Raw genomic sequence first — 22,159 nt, 5'->3', positions numbered from 1 at the left:
GTAGCAGTTCTGGTTTGAAGCTCGAAACCTAGTTTCTCGAACCATGCATACTTAGCTTTTAAACAAAATTTAATATTATATTAACTTAGCCGAATAAAAATTTATATATAATCTAGGACTTTACTGAAAACTTCATAATTTCATTAAAAATGAATCTTCAATCATGTTAAGTTATAAATAACTGTAAAATTTTAGACAACCAACACTCATAGTACGCCATAGGAAAATTAGCAAATGTCTAGACAAAGTTCTCACGAGAGAAACTTTTTCAAAGCTTTAACTGGTAGTGCGGTCAAAGGATTTCATAACTTAAGACTGGGACTGAAATCTGGCCTGATTATTCTGGTTGAATCTGTACCTTTTTTGATTGCTTGTGCTGTACTTGTAAGCGTGATCAGCCTAAAAAGTCCTATCCTGCTCTTTTGTTTACTAGTTGGTAGTTTAATTGCAGTCATCACCCAGCAAATTGGGGAGCAGGTGAATTTACCAAGGCGATCGCTAATATTATTACAAATTCTAGCAGCAGCGAGCATTCTGAGTTTATATTGGTTAGACTGTTTTGCAGCCCCCGCACAAGCACAGTTTTTTGGGGAAGCTGAAAAGTTTTTCAAAAAAACCTTACAAAGTGGTACAGGAGCAAATGCTGGTGGTGGCGACACAGCAGTAAGTTTGATATTTAATGTGTTGCGGGCAATTTACTTACTGTATATTGCAATCTCTCTGGTTGGTGTGATTAACGCAGTGCGTAAAGATGAAGATTGGCAAAGCATTGCCAGAACACCCCTATTAGTGGTTGTTGCTGTTACCATTGCTGATGTACTCACACGCTTTGTAATTGGCGATAGCAGTAAATAATTCAGATATTTCAAATGTCTCAAGAGCGGGAACAAGAATTTCGTCCAGTCAATCAGGTTCTGGGAAGCCAACCTTCATTAGGACCAATCCCTGCCGATCAAATTCTTCCTTGGACGGTAATTGCCTTAGCCTCCTACTTTATTATCAATGGGATTTTTGGTGGTCTTTTCCAAGAAGAGTTTCAAAAATGGTTGTGGACAGTACTAATTACTGGTTGGGGAATCGGAACTTGGTGGATTTTAACTGGTGGTAGGAGTTGGAGCTTTTTAAGTAAATTTATTGGCGTTCCCGCTTGGACAAGAGGTTTTGCTCGTTATCAAAGCTTACTAGAAGTTAACCATGAAGCAAAAAATCGGAAAACAAAGCGTCAGCGTCGCCGGAAATGAAAGTAGATTAACACCATTTGAAGATGCCTTACACTTGGCAACAATGCTACGTGTAGCAATGAATGGACGTGATATTGGCGCTTACCTTTTGACAAAAGGCACTCAAAAAGATCGCTTCTGCTTTGTTTTTGGTTTTGACTGTAAGGGAATTCATACCACTTTAAGACCCGAACAAATCGATACACTTTTTAATAATATTGAAGCCGGATTGAAAGACATCCCTAGCGGTGAAAGAATGACACTGCATTTGGGATCTTTTAGTTCAGATAAAGAGCGCCAAAAAGAATTAGCATCACTAATTAAAAATACGCCATCACGAGATATCAAATATTTGTTGATGGCGGAAAGAGCTAGAGTTAAAGAACTGACTATTTCTGGTGTTCGGAAACCCAAATTTTTGCGGATTTATGTCACTTACACCATTGAATCTAACTCCAAAAATGCAGATGATTGGATAGAGAAGCTTTTAGTCAGGGCGGAATCATGGTGGTTGAAATTCAAAGGTGAACTCTCAGATGTAGAAAATCAGCGTATTGAAACCCTGATCACAAATGCTTACAAACAGGGTTTTCTGCGTTGGGAACAAATTTTATCTAACCAAATGGGATTGGATGTCAAGCCTTTGAAAGCTGACGAACTGTGGGAGGAAATCTGGAGAAGGTTTAATGATACAGACCCAATAGAAATTCCCCAGTTAATGACTTTAGATGAACAAGGACTGCACGAGCAAGTTAATTCAGATTTAGCTAGTACTAAATTGCTTGTAGACAATATCCACGGCACAACTTTGCTGATGGAGTCTAGTATACCTTGTGCCGATCGCCGTTGGGTTAATGTTAACAATCGTTATATTGGCGCACTATCATTTCTGGAAAAACCCGGAGGTTGGTCAAATAAATCTAACCAACTGCGCTATTTATGGGAACTGTTGGCGAGAGAAAGAGTAGTAGATACAGAAATTTTTTGTGAGTTGACTGCGGCAAATCCAGCAATGGTGAAAACTACTCTGCAACGAGTGCTGAAGCAGTCAAATATGACGACAATTATGGCTCAAGAAAAAAGTAAAACTATTGATGTCAATGCTCAATTAAAGCTAAAGAAATCGGTAGCAGCCCAAGAACAATTATTTGAAGGTGCAGTCCCGATTTACACGAGTGTCGTCATTTTGGTACATCGTCCAACTGTAGAGAAATTAGATGAGGCGACAAGATATATTGAAAACTGTTTTCAACGTCCAGCAAGGGTAATTAGAGAAACTGAGTACGCCTGGAAAATTTGGCTGCAAACTCTACCGATAGTTTGGGAAGGTTTGTTAGCAACACCTTTCAATCGTCGCCAGCTATATTTAACAAGTGAAGTTCCCGGATTAATGCCTTTAGTTTTAACTAAAAGAGGTGATAAACAAGGCTTTGAGTTGATTGCTGAAGAAGGCGGAACACCCGTACATTTAGATTTATTTAATCAACACAAAAATTTAGCTTTGTTTGCGACAACTCGTGCTGGTAAATCGGTGTTGGTATCAGGGATTTTAACTCAGGCTTTGGCGCATGGCATTCCGGTAGTGGCGTTAGATTTCCCAAAACCTGATGGTACATCTACTTTCACTGACTACACAGAGTTTATGGAGGGGAATGGAGCGTATTTTGATATCTCCAAACAATCGAATAACTTATTTGAACAGCCAGATTTACGATCGCTAGATCCAGAACAACAGCGCGATCGCTTTAACGATTATACCGCCTTCCTAGAATCAGCTTTAATGACAATGGTTTTAGGATCATCCACTGAAAGTCAAATTTTATCGCAAACCGTGCGATCGCTGCTCAACTTAGCATTAGATGCCTTCTTTACTGATGAGGGCATCAAAGAGCGATATCGACAGGCGATGGCGGGAGGATTTGGCACTCTTGCTTGGCAGAAAACTCCTACCTTAAAAGATTTTCTGTTTTTCTGTTCACCAGAACACTTGCAGCTAAGTTCTTTAACTGGCAGAGTAGAAGACGCTCTCAGTCAAATTCAGTTGCGCTTGCGGTTTTGGCTTTCTAGTCGGGTGGGACAAGCCATTTCTGCACCATCCAGCTTTCCTACCGATGCACAACTTTTAGTTTTTGCGCTCAGAAACCTATCAGATAGTGAAGATGCAGCCGTACTATCGTTGAGTGCCTATTCAGCCGCACTACGACGCGCACTCAGCAGTCCAGCTTCCATATTCTTTATTGACGAAGCACCAATTCTATTTGAATTCGAGCAAATTTCTGACTTAGTTGGCCGAATTTGTGCCAACGGCGCTAAAGCTGGCATTAGAGTTATCTTATCAGGACAAGATCCTGATACCATTGCCAAATCTAAAGCTGCATCTAAAATTTTGCAAAACCTGACAACACGATTGATTGGACGCATTCAGCCAGTTGCAGTGGATAGTTTTGCAGACATCTTAAAATATCCCCGCCAAGTTATTTCTCGTAATGCCTCAGAAAGCTTTTTTCCCCGCAAAGAAGGCGTTTATAGCCAATGGCTGCTAGATGATAACGGTATTTATACATTCTGCCGTTACTATCCAGGTTACGAACAATTGGCAGCAGTTGCAAATAACCCCTCTGAACAAACTGCACGGAGCAAAATGATGCAAATTCATAGCAATAAATATGAAGCCATTTCCGCATTTGCACGTCAGTTAGTGGCTACTTTACGTAGTAGTTAATCGGGTTATGTCAGCAGTTAACAGGGATTAAAAAAGTTATAAATAATAGTTAAAAACTTAAATTTCCGACTCCCTACTTAATCTCGTCTACCTTTTCCAGGCACAAATGTATGCAAAAAACTACCATTTTGACTTTTACGTTAACGTTACTATCCCTAACAATCCTACCAGCAATAGCACAAGTTCAGACGGGATTAGGCCAGGTTTGGACTGATTTTCAATCATATTCCACAGATTTGCAAAACTACCTTCAATATAATCTCAGCGATAACTTAAAGCCTCTAGAAGTACAGAGTCAAAATGCTCTGAGTGGTGCCAAGGGAGAATTGAATATACCTAACCCCGTCGTTGCGGGACAAAAAGTTCGTGATAATTTGATTCTCTACTCTTCTAGTTCAGACTCTAAATCAAGCCGTTTTGAAAATAATTCCGCAGTCCGGGGAAATTTAGTTAGTAATGAACTCAATCGTGTAATTACCCGGGGAGCGGCGGCAGGTGTTCTTGGTCAAAATGGACAAATTCGGACAAAAGCAAAGTTAGAAAATACTGAAAACACACTAAAAAGTATTGCCGATATTACCGACGAGGCGGAGGTAGGGAGCAAAGGATTTATTGGTAAAATTACTCCACTTGTTGCTAGTAGTGGTAATACAAGTATTAGTCCTGGAGATGTTGCAACTAGCGGTGCTATTTCGGCTTTAGCACAATTAATAGGTGCTACTCAATTGCAAAGTATTAAGATTCAACAGGCACAATCAGAAATTGTCGGTGAAACATTTGCTCAGACAATACAGATGAATCAGTCTTTACAATATTCTAATTTAAATTTAGCAAATATTTCTCAACAGGCAGAAGAGGCGAATCGCGCTCGGAGAGTAGAAACATCTACAGAAGCGGCGCGGCTGTTACGAGCTACTTCTCAACTAGATTTATTTGGCAGAAAAGTTGGTAAGTAGAATTTTAGGATAAAAAAACTCTAATTTTCCAGACAAGTTTTCAAATCCTTAAGAGGTTGTTTGAAAAGTGGTTGCTTGTTATTTGAGGGACTTATTGATCCCCTCTAGCCCCCTTAAAAAGACTACGGTGTACACACAAGTCGAATTACCCCCTTAATCCCCCCCCCTTATAAAGGGGGGAAACCGGAAATCTAGTTCCCTCCCCTTTATAAGGGGAGGGTTAGGGTGGGGTAAAACCTTGGTTAAAGTCCCCCAATAGAATGTTTTGCTACCGACAAGAGGACTTTTAAAACATCCTCTAAACTTCTGAGAAACCAATAAGAAGTCTAAAAACAGTTTGGTAAGGTGCGTTACGCTGTCGCTAACCCACCGAAAGCATCCGGGATGGTGCGTTAGGAACGTAACGCATCCTACGAAATCTAAAAAACAGCCCATAAACTCAAAATGCAACTTGCTATTCAACTAATTTTTGCCCAAGTAGGCATTGATCAGATTGTCGATAATGGTGCCGCAACTTCCCGAAGTATTGCCGCAGGTTGGGATAAACAATGGCTGGATTTATTACAAAATAATACCAGTAATAATTTGTATGGAGCGCTGACCAATCTGGGTATTTTTTTTGCGGTAGGAACACTGTTATTTTTTATGATACAATTCCTCAAAGACTTAATATCCTACGAATATAGCCGTCCCATATCAGCTTTGATTTGGCCTTTTGTTGTGGTGATCCTCTTAAATAATTCAGGCAATGGAAGTATCCTTTCTAATCTGACACTAGGAGTGCGGAATTTTCTAAACACTGTGAATCAACAAGTATTAGTAACGGCAGATGCGAATAAAATATACCAACAAGCACTGAATATGAGTGTTGCCGAAGAAGTCGCTGGTTCTTTCTTGCGTCCTTGTCAGTCGCTTACTGGACAACAACAAAGTGAATGCTTTACCAAAGCTGCGGAAAAAATCAACACTCTCTGGCAGAAATATAGAGATACTTATGGAAATAGAAGCTGGATAATTAGACTACAAACTAAGGTCGATAATATTAGATATGGCACTGGCATTGTATCAGAAACCTCATTTAATTCTTTGTTAGGTTCTACAGTCCAAACAAGTGTCAAAAACTTTTTAGTTTCCTTACAATATGCCTTCCAGAATTTGATAGAAGCTACTATGTTGCTGATAGCGGCTTTAGGTCCTCTGGCTGTAGGTGGGTCTTTACTCCCTGTAGCTGGTAAACCAATTTTTGCATGGCTGACCGGATTTTTATCTATTGGAATCGCCAAGATTTCATTCAATATTATTGCTGTGCTGACTGCCTCAGTTATTGTGAATGGGCCAGGTCAAGATGTTAATGTTGATCCAGATTTAATGTGGTTCATAATTTTTCTGGGAATTTTAGCACCAATTTTATCGTTACTTGTGGCTGCTGCTGGCGGTTTTGCAGTCTTCAGCGCTATCAGCAATACGGCTTCTTTAGTAAAGGAGAGGATATAGGAAATTGAAAATTAAAAATGAATAAACTCAATTTTGGCAAGTGTCGTAACTACTGATTATATACGAAACACCATATATAGTAGCTGAGGTTTTTTTTCAGAAGGAGATCAGGAAATGGTGCGTTTACTGGAAAAAAGACAAAGAACGGGAAGTGTCTTAACAATTTTTGCGATCGCTAGCTTCAGTTTACATATATTAGTTTTACTTTTATTCTTATTCCAAGGGATAAATATTCGCCAACTCAGTCTGAGAAAACCTCCCAACTTTGTGCAATTAATCGATGGTAAACCAGTAGGTAATATTGACGATTTAGCAAGACAACCAGAAGCAATTCGCCAATTTGTCAGCAAAACAATGATATCAATGTTTAGCTGGTCTGGAACCTTACCACCACAAACTATCGAAGAAGTTGCAAACCCAAAATCAGATTTAGGAATTCTAATTCAAACACCTCAAGGGAGTAGCCAAAAAATTAGTACCACCAGTTGGGTAGCTAGTTTTGCGTTATCAGAAGACTTTCGCAAAGGTTTCTTAAGCACAGTTGCAGAAATGACACCGCCAGAAGTTTTCTCTGAAAATCCCGACCAAATTATGACATCACAATTAGTTATTAAGCGGGTTTATCCGCCAAAACAAATTGCACCAGGTAAGTGGCGAGTGGGTATGGTAGCCGACTTAATTCAAAAGAACCGAGTTGGTGGTGCAAAACTTATAACTCCTTTTAACAAAGATTTCCTTGTACGTGCAGCAGATTATTTCGGGAATCCACAAGGCGACAATGGCACAAACCTGCAAAAAGCAATTTATAGTGTCCGTGCTGATAGATTAGAAATTTATGAAATTCGTAACTTATGTTTGCTAGATGACTACAACAACCTGAATGAAGATAAATTAAAGCAGTGTGGTTCTGGACAAACATCTGATAGCTTTATCAGATAATCGATTTCTAAATTCCTGGCTGATAATTAAATTTATATAATTAATTATTAATGCAATTACTCAAACCAGAAAATCGGAAAAATAGCCCATTACCACTTTTGGTAGTAGGAACATTCGGCTTACATCTATTTACCTTGCTTTTACTAATATTTAACGGGTCTATGTTACAACAGTTAAGTAGGCAACTAACACCTCAAAGTTTAGTGCAACTTGTTGATGGTCGGACTATAACTGTAGACCCCCAACCAAATTTACAGCGACAGCCAGAAGCTATTCGCCGCTTTGTGGGTGAAACTATGAGCTTAATGCTTACCTGGTCACAACAACAGCCGCCAACACAAGTCTGGGAAATTACCTCTCAACTGGTAGCTGATGATTTTAAACAAAAACTTAAGTCACAACTTACTAACTTAAGTCCAGATAGCCAATTTGAAAATGTTAATAGAGGAGCGGAAAATGTATTAGTAATCCAAAAAATTTCTCAACCTACAGAAATAGACAATGGAAAGTGGAAAGTGGATATAGTTGCCAATCAATTAGTTTTTAGCAGTTATGATAAGTTGGGAAAATCAGTTTCTTTTAATAAACAAATTTTAGTTAGAGCAATAGATCAACCAGCAACTTCACTACCAAATGCAGCACTACCGTTGCACTTCGCAGCTTACCGCCTTGGTGAAGCCAGACTAGAAATTTATAATATATGTGAAATCGAAGATCAAAATTGTTCTGTAAATCCAAACCAAGCTCTACCATGACTAGATACCCAATTCCGACGGAAACGCCTCCCCAAAATGGATTTACTCTAACCACGGACGATCACCAACCAGAAGTAGAATCTTTAAATTGGGAATCACAGATGTCAAGGTTAGTCGGCTTTGAACAAGAATCTTCTACCGATATCCCAGGATCAGAAGACTCTGTAACGGCGCAAGAGTTTCTTTCTCAACCACAAGAAGTTCAGACTAAGCAAGCCTTCTCATCTAATCCGTTTGCAAAGTTAGCCTTGGTAGGAGCCGCTACCTTAGCGATAGTTTTGGTAGGTGGTGTGTTTTTGTCCAAGTTGATGAGTACCAGCAATCAAAAGCCAAAAAATATTGTTTCTCCAGAAGCGCGATCGCAGCCTATTTCACCTTCTAACTCTCAACAGCTAGGAGCCGAAGTAGATACCCTGAAAACGAAATTAGCCCTGACTGAACAAGCACAGATGGTAAAAGCTGCCCAACAACAGCTTAGAATTGCCAAATCAACGCCGACAGTAGCCTTACAAAAACCGTCAGTTTCTTCCAGAGATCGAGAGAAAGTGATCCCAACACCCGCACCAACAGTTTACGTACCTCAGACACTACCAGTTGAGCGCGTTGCTCCCCTAGCTTTGCCATCACCCCAGGTAGTAAACACTCAACCGGTAGCCAATATAACTCCCCCAGCCCCACCAAGCGCACTTGAAGAGTGGAGAAGATTAGCAAAGTTAGGTAGCTATGGTCAAGTAAATCCTACCAATCAACCGATCGCAGCTGCTCCTGAACTTCCAAACAATCCGCAGGCGCAGGAACAGACACCAAACCCCAATCCTAACCAAACCACTCCTGCTCCTGCGGTGAGCCAAGCGCAACCGCAGGGACAGAAAACCGTAGCAGTCGGGAGTAGTGCTCAAGCTGTGTTAGCAACAGCGATAGTTGGCGAAACTACTACCAAATCAAACGGTGGTGGTGAAGAAGGCGAAGATAAAAACGTATTTGTGATCCGATTGAAAGAACCGCTAAAATCTACGGATGGTACGATCGCTCTACCTGCAAACACCGAATTTCTAGCTGAAGTTCGTTCCCTCTCCGAACAAGGTCTTTTGCAGATGAACGTAGTTAAAGTTATCTCCCATGATAATGGCAACCTTACAGAACGCAGCTTATCCAACAATGCAATTATTCTTCGCGGTACTCAAGGTAAACCTTTAATCGCAAATAAATTTCCCAGTCAAGGTTCATCCATAGCATCGATGGATGCAGGACTATTCATTTTGGGAGGTATTGGTAAAGCAGCAGAGTTAGTAAATCTCCCTGATACTCATCTCCAAGCAATTACCACTCCTATAACTACCACTGGCACTGACGGCTCTACCAACCAACAAGCTTCATCAGGTACTACACAAGCTACTTCTTATACTACTGTCACTGAACCCAGGCGCAACCTTGCAGCTGGGCTTCTGGAAGGTGGTTTGAACTCTGTAGTACCCCAAATTGCCCAACGTAATCAACAGGCGATCGCTCAAATGTCACAACAAGCTGGTGCTTGGTTTTTGCCAGCCGGTACAAATGTTGAAGTATACGTTAATCAACCAACTCAGTTTTAGGAGGTAGGATTTATACCAATTTTAGATTTTCGATTGGGTAATGGTAATTGGTAATTAGTTTTCTTTCGATCTTTCCATCTCCCCTTGTTCTATCTACCAATCTCCCCATTTGCAACCATGAAAAATAATCCTAACTTGTCAGGAAATACCCCACATAATTCTTATTTCCTACCTATAGCTTCCTTAATTTTCTCGGTTGCTATGTTCTTGTTAGTAGACCGTGCTATAGCTAATAACGCCGTTCTGCGTTCCATATTTTCCTGCCAAGCACAGGGTTTAGGGGGAGCAATACCTACGATCACGGTTTGGTATCAAGAAGGAACAAACTTAAGCTTTATTCCGGCTGGAGAAGTAATTAAAAAAGTTTGGTTAAACGATCCATCACAGGTAACTATAGATTTTGATGGGCCAGTATGTATGCAATTTGGTCAAGAAGCTAATACTAATTCAGGAGATTGTAAAAACTCCGCAGCGAATGTAATTCAACTCAGACGAATTAAAAAACTGGACATTCCTGGACTTCCTCCTACTAGCAATACACTTTTAACAGTTGTTACCGAAGGGCAAGGTAAAAACAAGTTGTATACTTTTCGAGTGCTATATGGAACAGATAACCCTGAATATCACACGTTAGCAATTTTTCCCGATTCCGGTCAGGAAGGATCTTGCGTGAGAGTTTCACAATAAACTTCTAGCAAAAGTACCCAATGACGACCACTGAAGTTTCCCCTCCACAAAAAGCGCAGTGCTACATCTTCACTGTTACCCGACATCTTTATAAATCTTCAGATAAAAACTAACCACAAATTTTAAATTCATGCAAATATAAATATAAAGAAAAGCTTAAGAGGTTACAGACTCATGGTCAGTGCCAAAATGATGCAACAGCTCTGGGCTGTAATCGAGTCTACCCAGGTCAGCACCCTGCTCCAGTTTGACGATGCTGCTTTAGTACAATTACTCCTCCAACAGTTAAAAGTTAAGCAGGGGATTGATGCTCAGGCAGATAGCACCCTCAATACTTATATAAAATCTAAACTGCCCCTCATTCGGGATACAGCTGAAGGTCGATTATCCTTCGGGCAAGGCGGCAATCATTAGCACGAGAAATCAAATGATTGCTCATTGCCAAGTATACGCTCAGAGGATGTTTGAAAAGTATTGGGCGAATAGAATGAGACTATTGGTAAATTTACTCTCTTGTTAAACCCCCCATCCCTAAAACCTCAGTGAGAGCGTTGCTTTCCCACCCTGCAATAAATTGCGGGCTAATAGCTAAAGTACGTTGAAACGCACTGAAATTAAAGGAATTAAGATGGATTGGGGCTGATGGATTAGACCCCCGATCAATTCGCCAACAGTTTCATTGTATTCGCCCGGTGAGTAATAAATTAGACTTTTCAAACAACCTGTCAGAGTTCAAACAGTTGAATATTATGAATCACTGGCTAGTAATTGCCCTGATAGCTTATCTAATTGGAGCAGCGATTGAAGGGGTGAGTACAGCCAGTCAGCTATCTCATTCAGTGCCAGAACTAGCTAAAAGTACACAAGCTCATCCTTCAGAGTCATCCACTGGGACTAGTTTGAGTTGGCGAGTTGTGGCCGCCATCGCCTCAGTAAGTATCTGTGGAGCTTTTTTCTGGCCTTGCCGGCTTTTCCACCGTTTAATTAAAGGTAACGTTCGTTCCTAAACCTAGCCCCGACTGAAGCACGGGGGAAAATATATCTATTTGTGGTTGGTCAATTATGCAGTTTGTTCTGGTTCTGTCGCTACATTTTGCCCAATTTTTGGCTCCGTTCCCGCAAGCAGTCGTTGAATATTAGTGCGATGGCGCAAAATCACATATAATCCACCGGCAATCCCAAACAGAATATAGGGTAAGGGTTGGTGCAAAATTACCATGAAAATGGTAACTGCGATCGCACCTGCAATTGAACTCAAAGAGATAATCCGCGATATCGCCACAACGACGGCAAACACACCTGCTGTTGCTAAACCCACCTGCCAACTCATTGCCAACAAAATCCCCAAGCTGATAGCAACAGATTTACCACCAGTAAAGCCCAAAAAAATTGATTTACTATGTCCCAGGATGGCAGCTAACCCAGCTAAAGTTAATACCCACGGTTGCCACAGTTGTGCATCTACCGTTGGAGGGATATAATTTTGAATCTGGGCAAAATTGAACAACCAGTAAACTAGAGCGATCGCTAATACTCCCTTCAAGGAATCAAGTACTAAAACCAACGCTCCTGCCCTTTTCCCCAAGGTTCTTAGTACATTAGTTGCGCCAGTGGAACCTGAACCAACTTCTCGAATATCAATACCTTTTAGCTGCTTCACAGCAATGTACCCAGTGGGAAAAGAACCCAATAGGTAAGCTGTGACGACAATTGCCCCACACAGAGTTAACCAAATAGCCATAATAAACAATTCAAAATTCTTAAAATTCAAAATTTAAAAAAGTCAAGAGTAATACCTCTTGACCAATGACCTCTTGACCAATGACCAATGACCAATGACCAATGACCAATACTTCGGCTTCGCTCAGTACAAGTGCCCAATGACCAATGACCAATGACCAATGCCCAATGCCCAATGCCCAATGCCCAATGACTAATGACTAATTAAAAGTCATCATCATAGTTTCTCACTATTTTGGGATCAGGAGCAAAGGCTAACCACAGGGGAAATTGCAGCAATGACAAACTAATTTGCTCTTCTGAATCATCAATGATAATTAAGGGCAGTTGATTGGCTTTCGTCAATCGGTCTGCTTTCTGAGCGACAGCATCAGATGCCTCAAACAATACCACACCTCGGTCTGGGCCGAAATCTGGGCGACCGATTCCCAGACAGTCTTGTAAGCCGCGCCGCCATTCCCCTAATCGCTCCGGTGTATTAGCTAAGACTAAGGTACGGACGCGATCGCCATACAGCTTGTGTAATATCGAAATTGCGGCTGAGGCAATCAGAATATTCTGTAAGCGGCTACCCATTGTCCGCAAGCCACCCCGTCCCCCTTGGGTAAAAAACCAGTTGGAGACTCGTTCAGCGTGGATTGGTTCAAAAGTGCGACGCAGTTGCCACGCCGGTCCGTAGTAATCTGGTTTATTGCGGTATTGGTCAATTAGGCGGCGAATTTGCTTTGTAGTATCTTGAAACTGCTGTTGGGCAAATTGTGGTATTCCAGGTTGGGGTTCAACTGGTTTAGCTTCTTTTACAGATGGTTTTTCTCGTTCCACCACACTTGGTGTCAGTTGCAACTGTTCAGCAGTAGAGGCCAAATCCTGTAAGCTACCCGTAAGATAGTCTTTGAAACCCTGCACCCGAATTGCCAAGTCTTGGGATGCACCAGCAAAAGTGGTTCGCATCTCGTTGCGAATACGTTCTTGACGGCGTTCTAATTGTTCTACAGAAATTTGCAGAGTTTGTTTGCGTTGTTCTAACTGCACCAGCGACTCTTGCACGAGTCGTCCCAGTGATGTTTGAGTTTCACTTACTTGTCCCTGAAGGTTTTTGTAAGAAGCTTGCAGCTTGGCTATTTCTGACTTGAGAGTAGCTTCGGCGCTCTGCAACTCTGCCACTCGCTGCTCTGCTTCTGCATATAAAGAATTATTTTCTGCTCCTATTTCTGACCCCAGTGCGACATTTTCCGCTTCTAGCTGCGCTACAAACTCGCCATTTGAATTTTCTGTTAGCTCTACAGTCGAATCTACCACTTCTGCATTGGAGATGAGTGGCTCAAAAGTTGTGTAGTCTTCTGACGAGCTAATGGCTCCTGCTTCTACCACTGACTCAACAGATGGATTTACTGGATGTTCAACTGCATTATTCTGTTCTTGTTTTTCTGCCAACCGCTCATCAATTGGTTCTGGGGTTTGAGATGCCTCTGAGTTCATAAACAATAGTGTAATTCCGATGACGCGAATAAATAGCTTTCACAAATATTACAATTGACCTGCGATAAAAGTCCTGAGTCATCAGTGCTGAGTTATGAGTTTAAAGCAAAACGACTCAGCACTAAAGACGCGGACAACGTTGTTCTAAGCAAGTTTTCAAGGTGTTGGGGTCAAATAAAATCGGCAAAAAGTGAATACTTTTAATTTCTTTAAAGTAAAACAGGATGGGGACTACATTCCAAAATATCCGCCAGTTTTGCCATTCCTGGTAGGGAAAGCGCCGAATCAATTTTTCCCCTCTGTAAATATCTAAGTTGATGGCGGTAAATTGCAAACGCAGCGTTAACGCCTGAAACATAAGAAACAAACCAAATAGTGTGAAAATCAAGCCTACCCACGGTTGTACCAACAGTAGTGGAATAGCGGCAATCACTAACACTATAGGTATATTGTAGCTAGGCTTGAGTTCCACAGTTGATGTAGAGTTAGAAACAAATGAACTGGTCACAGTCTTAAATCCTGCTTTATTTAGTAGGCATCTCTCCTATTTTAGGAGTTAGGAGTTAGAGACGCGATTAATCGCGTCTGTACAGGAGTTAGGAGTTAAGAGTTATGAGTTAAAACTCCTCACTCCTAACTCTTAACTCCTAACTTATCAGTTTTATAGGCTTAGGAATGCACTGCCAGTCCCCTGAAACATTAACCAAGAAAGAAAGAAATTGCTAACAAATATAATCAGCAAGGCAGTCACAACGGCAGTTGTGGTTGACTGTCCTACACCTTTGGCTCCTCCTGTTGTCGTTAACCCCCAACTGCAACCAATTACAGCGATTAAAATGCCAAAGCAACACGCCTTAATCATGGCGCTAAAAATATCCCAGATACCAAGAAAGTTACGGGCTGAGTCTATAAATACCGTATCAGACAGGTTGTAGATATTTGTCGCAATGATGAATCCCCCGAACATCCCTGTTACCAAAGACAAGAGGGTTAAAATTGGTAGCATTAAACAGCAAGCAAGGACGCGGGGGATAACTAGGTAATCGATTGGATCTGTTCTTAACATCAACATGGCATCGATTTGTTCTGAAACCCGCATGGTACCGATTTCGGCTGCAAAGGCAGAACCGACTCGCCCGGCCAAAACCACTGCTGTCAACACGGGAGCGAGTTCTCGTGTCAACGCTATAGAAAGAACTCCGCCGATAACGTTTCCTGCGCCAAAGTTGATAAATTCCCGCGCCACCTGAATAGTAAACACCGCCCCAACGAAAATAGCCGTCAAGAGGGCAATAAATAGGGAATCTGGCCCAACTGCTGCCATTTGTTCTAAGGTGTTGCGCCGATGGATTTTGCCTCTCAATAGGTGAACTAGTACTTGCCCACCCAGAAAAATTGCCGCCAGCAATCGCTGACTCCATTCTCCTAAACTGGATTTGGATTTAGTCTGGTTCAATGTTCGGTAGCTAACTCGGTAACTGCCTTAAGAATAGCGGAAGTCAACCCCTTCGGGGAATTCAAAATTCAAAATTACAATCTCCATAAATAAATTTACTTGCTCTGTATCCTTTTATGTTTTGGTCATAGAGAATGGGGCATTGGGCATGAGGCATTGGGCATTGGGCATTGGGCGTTGGGCATTGGGCATGGATTATTCCCCTTATCCCCCTCATCCCCCTCTCCCCTAAAAAGGCTAAACATTAACTTAGATTAAAGATGCTCTCAAAAGGGGCGTTGGGCGTTGGGCATTGGGCATTGGGCATGGATTATTCCCCTTATCCCCCTCATCCCCCTCATCCCCCACTCCCCTAAAAAGGCTAAACATTAACTTAGATTAAAGATGCTCTCAGAAAATGAAGCTGTTATTAAAGGTGCTGCAAACCAATAAATAGGTGCTAACCTTGACTTTAACCTAGATTTTGCAAGGGTTTTGTAGATTTAAGTCATTTTTTCTATCCCCAGCATCTGCTGTAACTGCTAGTCGTTTATTTTAATGAAAACTTAAGATTTTTGACAGATTCTCTGCTCTGGAGCGATCGCACGTATTGTAGAAAATGACAAACCGCTATCGGGCTATTGTCATCTCTACTCACGGAGTTTGTCTTCAAATGACTATTTTCACCAACTTTCTCCGCTCCCTACTACTCACGATCATTTTTAGTTTTGTCGCTCCCATGTTCCTAGTTGGCGGCGGATTGCTCCTTCTATCCCTCATCGGTAACATCCCTGGCTTACAAGAGTTAACTTCAGCGATCGCTACTCAGATTATCCTTTTTCTCGTCACCTTTGGCAGTGGAACTCCCCTACGCGGATTATTTGTGATTAGCTTGACCTGTGGTTTCGTCGGGGCACTGTTTGATATGTACGCTCATTATCGGTATCAAATTTTACGAATTGATTCATAAGTAGGAGAAATAGCTGCCTCAAATGCTCATGGGCTGTACAAGAGAGGAAAAAGTGATATTTCCCAAAGTGAAAGTACTACTGGTCTTAACCTAGACAGAGATTAGTGTTGCTGAATGAATTTTTATTCGTTAAATTGAGCAACGAAATTATTGATTAAATACTTATTATTTATTAGTTATTAATTACTGACTGACTACTAGTTCAGGTGTGTAGCCCTAGCAAATTAATTCTCAAAAAGTTCATAAAGATAGAATCTCAAGGCTTTTGGAATTTTGAATTCCGCAAAACAGCTAAAATATTCTCTACTAAATCATCACGTTGAACGCTAAACTAGAGTTTGGCATTTTGTGTTAGCTGCAATCTTTAAGGACTTGATTAGGATTCATTGAGAATATCAAATAAAACTCACTGCAAAATATAAAAATTTCCTTAAAATCGTGATCAGCACAATGCCTGCTCATGTTTCTTAACAGAGTAAAGCAGGGCGTCTGACCGTTGGGCATCTTATATTGAATTTATTACGAGGTATGTTGACAACTCATGGTTTGGCCGTTTAAGCCCAAGTTTAAAAAACAAATTGCGCGGATTGAAATTACTGGTGCGATCGCCGGTGCTACTCGCAAACGCGTCCTAGAAGCCCTAAAAACTGTAGAAGAAAAAAAGTTTCCGGCATTATTGCTACGTATCGATAGTCCTGGGGGTACAGTCGGAGATTCTCAAGAAATCTACAGCGCCTTAAAGCGTTTGCGCGAAAAAATCAAAATCGTCGCCAGCTTTGGCAATATTTCGGCTTCTGGAGGAGTCTACATCGGCATGGGAGCCGAACACATCGTCGCTAACCCAGGTACAATTACGGGTAGTATTGGTGTGATTCTGCGTGGGAATAACTTGGAACGCTTGCTAGAAAAAATCGGTGTTTCCTTCATGGTAATTAAGTCTGGCCCTTACAAAGACATTTTGGCTTTCGACCGGGAACTGACTCAACCAGAAGCAAACATCCTGCAAGAGTTGATTGACACAAGTTATCAGCAGTTTGTCCAAACGGTAGCTGATGGCCGTTCTTTAGCAGTAGAAACGGTGAAAACTTTCGCCGATGGTCGGATTTTTACTGGACAGCAAGCCCTAGAGTTGGGTGTTGTAGACCGCCTGGGCACAGAAGAAGATGCCCGTCGTTGGACAGCAGAACTGGTCGGTCTTGATCCGGAAAAAACTCTCTGCTATACCCTAGAAGAACGTAAACCCTTATTGAGTCGCGTTCTACCAGGGAGTCGTCAGTTTTCATCAGGAATTGGGGCTGGTATTGATTGGCTCGAATTTGAAATGTCTACTAGTGGTTTACCGTTGTGGTTATATCGACCCTGATATAAGTTAGGAGTTATGAGTGAGAAGTTATCAGTTAAAATTCTTAACTTCTCGTTCTTAAGTCCTAGCTCCTGACTTTTCTGTTTTAAGGAGGATTTTGGCGTGGAGTGGCAAATGCGGGCGATTCGCGGAGCAACAACCGTTTCAGAAAATACCGTTGAGGCAATGCAAGAGGTAGTAAGAGAACTACTAGATGAACTGGAAAACCGGAATCAATTCCAGCCGAGGGACATGATTAGTGTGACTTTCTCAGTGACACGGGATTTAGATGCTATTTTTCCCGCTGCGATCGCCAGAGCGCGTCCGGGTTGGGATAATGTGGCCATGTTGGATGTGCAGCAAATGCACGTCGAAGGTAGCTTACAGCGCTGCATTCGGTTCTTAATCCACGCTTATCTGCCAGCCTCCGCCTCAATTCATCATATCTATTTACGCAACGCCGCTAGTTTGCGTCCCGACTGGAGTTTGCCTCAGCCGTTACAAACATCACAGCCAGCAGTGAAGTCAAAAGTGTAAATTATTTAGTAATTATATGTAAATTAAATCACAATATAAATTACGTGGTGATACTGCTGTTACTGGTGAGGGCGTTAACCTAAGTTTTATCTGTTAATGTTCAGTGTTAAGTTACTGTGATATTAAGGATGAGGCTCTACTCCAGGTTTAAGGAAGCCATCAAGATGATGCCTGTGACTTTGAACTGGAGTTAAGGGAATAATTAATTTGAAAAGCAAAAGTCTGTAACAATGACACCTCGTATCATTAACGATCGCTATGTCTTGCTCCCCAATATAAAGTCAGGCGGAATGGCTGATGTTCATAAAGCAATCGATTCCCAGAGGGAGGGTTGTCAGGTTGCAGTCAAAGTCTTCAAATATGGGCAGATTGAAGGAGCTATTTTAGCTGAGTCTTTCAGACGTGAAACTGAGGCACTCAAGGAACTGAAGCATCCCCGCATTGTGGAGTTGGTTGACTCTGGACAGGATAAGCAAACTGGGGAAGCTTTTCTAGTTTTAGAGTGGATGGATAAGGATCTGTCAGTTCTGCTCAAAGAATTCCCCCTGGAAGGATGGGATTCCTACTGGGTGAAAGTGGGACGGCCAGTGTTAGAAGCACTGGCTTTTTCACACGAGCGTCAAGTTGTTCATCGGGATATTAAGCCTAGCAATATCCTAATTGGCAGTGATGGAAGAGTGAAACTGGCTGACTTTGGTATCTCCAAGCTCAGGGGGTGCTTCCGTCCAACTGTTACATTAAGAGAATTTGGTTCGCGTCCATTCACACCTCCAGAAGAATATGATGGTTCTTATCCTTTCACTCGTGATGTATTTAGCTTTGGGGTAGTGACGCTGAAATGTTTAACTGACGTTGATCTTGTTGATGACGACAGTGTTTTGAGGGCCATCGCTGCTCTGGATATTCCGCCTGAACTCAGCGAAATTATTCAACGTGCTGTCTCGACTGATCCGGCTGAACGACAGCCAAATGCAGAAGTACTCTTGGCAGAATTAGATGCTGTTGGGCAGAAGCGATCGCGCCAGCAACGGACGAAGAAGCAAACTTGCTTTCTAAAGTTTACATCTAAATGCTTAAGCCGCCTTCAAATTGAACTAAATGTTTCTTCTGAAGCTGAAATTCAGGGCATTATTCTGAGCGAGCTAAATGGTGAAATAAGTTGTGGAATTCGTCCCTATAAGTTCAAGAATAATGACAGCAGTTCTGATGAAAATCACTACGATATTTATGGTAGTTCCTATCGATATCATGTGAAGGTAGATGATAGACTGAAAAATCATCTTGTTGTTTTAAATGCTTGGGATACGCCCCATTCTCAACTTGAACAGCGCCGAAAACTTGCTTGGGAGTTGCCTTATGAATTTAGGTTTGGAACTCCAACTTATTCTTATGAAGGCAATGACGTAATTCAAGAAGTACAAGATGCAGTCATAGAGCATGAAGCAAATCTTCAAGAGCAAACGGCTGAAGCAGAAAAACAGCGGATCTTTCGGGTATGGTGGGAGATTCTCAGGGCAAAAACCGATTGGGAACAAAAGCGAGAAGAACCAATTAAATACATAAATGCCACACCTAATGGCAATCATGTCATTTTTCAACTGGCAGAATTACCAGAGAAAGACATTACCGAACAACCCCGCCACATCACCAATTCAAAAGGATTTAGCGTTTTGAGTGGGGATGTAGTTGGAATCGTCGATGATAAATTAGAGCTATATGTTAGGTCTGGTTTTCCCGATCGCCTACCTGAAAAAGGTGAACTTAAGTTTGACACTCGTTTGGCTGAAAATGCTCTGAATCGACAAAAGAGCGCGTTGGATGCAATCCGGTACGATCGCGCCGTTCGTTCTGATCTCCGAGCATTACTGGTGAATGCCAAAGAGATTAAAGCTCCTACATTAAACTTAGAGGTTCAATTTGTTCAGGATCTAAATGAATCCCAGAAGGAAGTTGTTAGAGCGGCTCTAACCACAGAGGACTTTTTACTAGTACAGGGACCACCTGGCACAGGTAAAACAACATTTATTACAGAAGTGATTCTGCAAACGCTTCAGCAGAATTGTGAAGCGCGAATTCTGCTTAGTTCTCAAACCCATGTTGCCCTTGATAACGCATTGGAGCGCATTCAAGAAAAGAATCCTAATTTGAAGCTGATTAGGATTGGTAATCATGAGCGAGTCGCAAAAGGCATTCACTTGCTGCTGTTAGAAGAGCAAATGGAAAAATGGCGAGAGTCGGCGATCGCTAAAGGGCAAAAATTCCTTGCTGACTGGTCTGCACGCAGTGGTATTTCCCAAGAAGATTTGGAGCAAGCAGTTCTATTTCAAGAATTGAGAAATATTGCACTGAAGCTAGAGGAACTAAGGGTAGAACTGGCGAGTTGTAGGCAAGATAAAGAAAATAAATTTCCTGCATTGAATGACGAAGGAAATCATAAGTCACGGCAAAAAGGAAAGATTTCTGGTGAGAAACTTGAGGAGTTTCAATTAGAAGAGAAAATTGCACAGCTAGAAAAACAGGCAAAGGAAGTACGGAATCAACAAAAGCAAAAAGCTGAAAAACTGGAAAATATCGCTGGGATTAAAGTAGAAGAAACATTAAAAATGTCTCCTCAAGAGTTTGAACAATGGAGTCAGATAGCGATTAGTCCCAATGCTCCTAATGCCAAAATGCTGCAACAGCTAATTAAGTTACAAACGGAGTGGTTTGAACAGTTTGGTCGGAATGAACGATTTAAGGTGCCATTGATCAAGCGATCGCAGGTGGTTGCAGGAACCTGCATCGGCGTTTCCAGAGAAATTTCTGACGTTGAATTTGATGTCTGTATTATCGACGAGGCTTCAAAGGCAACCGCAACAGAAGTTTTAGTGCCGATGGCGCGTTCTAAAAAGTGGATACTAGTAGGCGATCCGAAACAATTGCCGCCCTTTCAGGACGAAGCCAGCCGGAATGTTGAGTTTCTGGAAGAGTACGAATTAGCACGAGAGGACATTCAGGAAACACTGTTTGATCGTCTATTACGAACATTGCCGGATGGCTGTCGTAAAATGCTGACAATTCAGCATCGCATGGTTGAACCAATTGGAAAGCTGATCAGCAGATGCTTCTACCAAAATGAACTTAGCAGTAATGGCCCAGAGATTGATCGGACTTTGAGTAGAGTTCTGGAACGCCCTGTCACATGGCTCACCACATCAAAATTGCCAAATAGCCGTGAAGAAGCTTCTGGATCTAGTTTCAATAATTCTTGTGAAGTCAGAGTCATTGTTCAGTGGCTTCAACAACTTAATCAAGTAGCCCAAGCAGCTCACAAAGATTACAGTGTCGCAGTTCTGAGTGGTTATGCTGCCCAATTAAAACTGCTAAACCGGAGCTTAGACACAGAACAGAATAGCCTCAGAGCGTTGAAGATCGAGTGCAATACCGTGGATGCTTTTCAAGGACGAGAGGCAGATATTGTTGTATATTCAGTTACACGATCCAACGAAAGCGGCAAAGTTGGATTCCTCAAAGATGAAGCTAGACTAAATGTGGCTTTGTCCAGAGGGCGAGTTGGTTTGGTGATTGTGGGCGATCACCAGTTTTGTCGCTCCCTGAATAATAGTCCTCTTCATGAAGTTCTGAAGCACATTGAGCAAAACCCAACAGACTGCAAGCTGGAGGATTTTAACCCATGAATTTGGATGAACCTACATCACTTAGCTCAGAAGACCTACGCCGCTATGATAATCGCTCCGGGTTTGATCTAGTTAGCTGTCAAGAAGTCGGATTGCCTGTTTATAAGCTTACTGTTGATGCCCTAACCCAAATTCGTATAAAGGATAGCCAGGAACGACTGATGATTATCTCGCCCTGGATTCGAGCTAAATCAGTCAATGGTTGGTTCCTGCAACAATTTGAGAATCTGCTGAAACGGGGAGTGCAGGTTTTCATCGGGTATGGCTTGGGTGAGAAAGATGAGAATCGATACCCAACAGATATTCAGGCTGAGGAAAGTCTGCAAAAGTTGGCAAGGCAGTATTCCAAAACCTTTAAACTTAAACGACTCGGAGATACTCACGCCAAAATTCTCATTGTGGACACCAAGTTTGCTGTTAGTACAAGCTTTAACTGGTTGTCATTCAAGGGAGAGCGCGATCGCACTTTCCGTGATGAGCGAGGAACACTGGTTTCTGATCCACAGAAGATTGACGAGTTGTTCAATAATCTATTGCGACGATTTACCAGTGATTAAATCGCTATAGGTTGGTTTGAAGATTTGGTTTCTAGAGTGGTCTTTTTCACTATTGAG

General features: G+C 41.8%; 20 protein-coding genes. 16 read left to right on the top strand and 4 right to left on the bottom strand.

Features of this window, described 5'->3' with window-relative positions:
- The first annotated feature begins 234 nt into the window (after positions 1-234).
- The 11 genes from V7L05_RS33960 to V7L05_RS33910 all read left to right on the top strand — a co-directional run bounded on the left by V7L05_RS33960 (position 235) and on the right by V7L05_RS33910 (position 11,372).
- Entirely contained in the window at positions 235-855 is a 621-nt protein-coding gene (locus tag V7L05_RS33960) for a hypothetical protein (RefSeq protein WP_335170656.1), read from the top strand.
- Between the two features lie 14 nt (positions 856-869).
- A complete protein-coding gene (locus tag V7L05_RS33955; protein ID WP_334952294.1) occupies positions 870-1,241 on the top strand; it encodes a hypothetical protein in 372 nt (123 codons plus the stop codon).
- Entirely contained in the window at positions 1,195-3,942 is a 2,748-nt protein-coding gene (locus tag V7L05_RS33950) for a hypothetical protein (RefSeq protein WP_335170655.1), read from the top strand. Before V7L05_RS33955 ends, V7L05_RS33950 begins: the two co-directional genes overlap by 47 nt.
- Before the next feature lie 110 nt (positions 3,943-4,052).
- On the top strand, positions 4,053-4,898 hold the full coding sequence (locus V7L05_RS33945) for a hypothetical protein (RefSeq protein ID WP_335170654.1): 846 nt from the start codon (positions 4,053-4,055) through the stop codon (positions 4,896-4,898).
- A gap of 444 nt (positions 4,899-5,342) precedes the next feature.
- Positions 5,343-6,392 (top strand): hypothetical protein, encoded by a 1,050-nt coding sequence (locus V7L05_RS33940; protein WP_335170653.1) that lies wholly within the window; start codon positions 5,343-5,345, stop codon positions 6,390-6,392.
- Positions 6,393-6,506: 114 nt separating this feature from the next.
- Positions 6,507-7,331 carry a hypothetical protein gene (locus tag V7L05_RS33935; protein WP_334948992.1) on the top strand — a complete coding sequence of 275 codons (825 nt, stop codon included), beginning with the start codon at positions 6,507-6,509 and terminating at the stop codon, positions 7,329-7,331.
- Positions 7,332-7,381: 50 nt separating this feature from the next.
- Positions 7,382-8,086: a hypothetical protein gene (locus V7L05_RS33930; RefSeq protein WP_335170652.1), complete on the top strand. Its 705-nt coding sequence runs from the start codon at positions 7,382-7,384 to the stop codon at positions 8,084-8,086.
- Positions 8,083-9,678, top strand: coding sequence for a hypothetical protein (locus V7L05_RS33925; RefSeq protein ID WP_335170651.1), 1,596 nt, complete (start codon positions 8,083-8,085; stop codon positions 9,676-9,678). Before V7L05_RS33930 ends, V7L05_RS33925 begins: the two co-directional genes overlap by 4 nt.
- Before the next feature lie 117 nt (positions 9,679-9,795).
- On the top strand, positions 9,796-10,365 hold the full coding sequence (locus V7L05_RS33920) for a hypothetical protein (RefSeq protein ID WP_335170649.1): 570 nt from the start codon (positions 9,796-9,798) through the stop codon (positions 10,363-10,365).
- 174 nt (positions 10,366-10,539) lie between these two features.
- The gene (locus V7L05_RS33915) at positions 10,540-10,779 is read left to right on the top strand and encodes a hypothetical protein (RefSeq protein WP_335170648.1); all 240 of its coding nucleotides are present in this window, start codon (positions 10,540-10,542) and stop codon (positions 10,777-10,779) included.
- 335 nt (positions 10,780-11,114) lie between these two features.
- On the top strand, positions 11,115-11,372 hold the full coding sequence (locus V7L05_RS33910) for a hypothetical protein (protein WP_335170647.1): 258 nt from the start codon (positions 11,115-11,117) through the stop codon (positions 11,370-11,372).
- Between the two features lie 53 nt (positions 11,373-11,425).
- On the opposite strand, the gene plsY is transcribed toward V7L05_RS33910, so the two are convergent.
- From plsY to V7L05_RS33890, 4 genes are all read right to left on the bottom strand, one after another.
- On the bottom strand, positions 11,426-12,106 hold the full coding sequence (gene plsY, locus V7L05_RS33905; RefSeq protein ID WP_335170646.1) for a glycerol-3-phosphate 1-O-acyltransferase PlsY: 681 nt from the start codon (positions 12,104-12,106) through the stop codon (positions 11,426-11,428).
- A gap of 203 nt (positions 12,107-12,309) precedes the next feature.
- The gene (locus V7L05_RS33900; RefSeq protein ID WP_335170645.1) at positions 12,310-13,584 is read right to left on the bottom strand and encodes a DUF3086 domain-containing protein; all 1,275 of its coding nucleotides are present in this window, start codon (positions 13,582-13,584) and stop codon (positions 12,310-12,312) included.
- Between the two features lie 121 nt (positions 13,585-13,705).
- Positions 13,706-14,092 (bottom strand): DUF3119 family protein, encoded by a 387-nt coding sequence (locus V7L05_RS33895; protein ID WP_335170644.1) that lies wholly within the window; start codon positions 14,090-14,092, stop codon positions 13,706-13,708.
- 153 nt (positions 14,093-14,245) lie between these two features.
- Positions 14,246-15,040, bottom strand: coding sequence for an MlaE family lipid ABC transporter permease subunit (locus tag V7L05_RS33890; RefSeq protein ID WP_335170643.1), 795 nt, complete (start codon positions 15,038-15,040; stop codon positions 14,246-14,248).
- A gap of 652 nt (positions 15,041-15,692) precedes the next feature.
- Between V7L05_RS33890 and V7L05_RS33885 the strand changes: the two genes are divergently transcribed.
- From V7L05_RS33885 to V7L05_RS33865, 5 genes are all read left to right on the top strand, one after another.
- On the top strand, positions 15,693-15,989 hold the full coding sequence (locus V7L05_RS33885; RefSeq protein WP_335170681.1) for a hypothetical protein: 297 nt from the start codon (positions 15,693-15,695) through the stop codon (positions 15,987-15,989).
- Between the two features lie 541 nt (positions 15,990-16,530).
- Positions 16,531-17,352, top strand: a complete 822-nt coding sequence (gene sppA, locus V7L05_RS33880) for a signal peptide peptidase SppA (protein ID WP_334939491.1) — start codon at positions 16,531-16,533, stop codon at positions 17,350-17,352.
- 102 nt (positions 17,353-17,454) lie between these two features.
- Positions 17,455-17,868 carry a chorismate mutase gene (gene aroH / locus V7L05_RS33875; protein ID WP_335170642.1) on the top strand — a complete coding sequence of 138 codons (414 nt, stop codon included), beginning with the start codon at positions 17,455-17,457 and terminating at the stop codon, positions 17,866-17,868.
- Between the two features lie 230 nt (positions 17,869-18,098).
- Positions 18,099-21,545, top strand: a complete 3,447-nt coding sequence (locus tag V7L05_RS33870) for an AAA domain-containing protein (protein ID WP_335170641.1) — start codon at positions 18,099-18,101, stop codon at positions 21,543-21,545.
- A complete protein-coding gene (locus tag V7L05_RS33865) occupies positions 21,542-22,102 on the top strand; it encodes a phospholipase D-like domain-containing protein (protein ID WP_335170640.1) in 561 nt (186 codons plus the stop codon). The genes V7L05_RS33870 and V7L05_RS33865 overlap by 4 nt, the downstream gene beginning before the upstream one ends.
- Positions 22,103-22,159: the final 57 nt, after the last annotated feature.

It is taken from the genome of Nostoc sp. (assembly GCF_036917755.1).
Classification (GTDB): Bacteria; Cyanobacteriota; Cyanobacteriia; order Cyanobacteriales; family Nostocaceae; genus Nostoc.
Note: the sequence above shows the minus strand (reverse complement) of the source record. Positions and strands in the feature narration are given on the sequence as shown.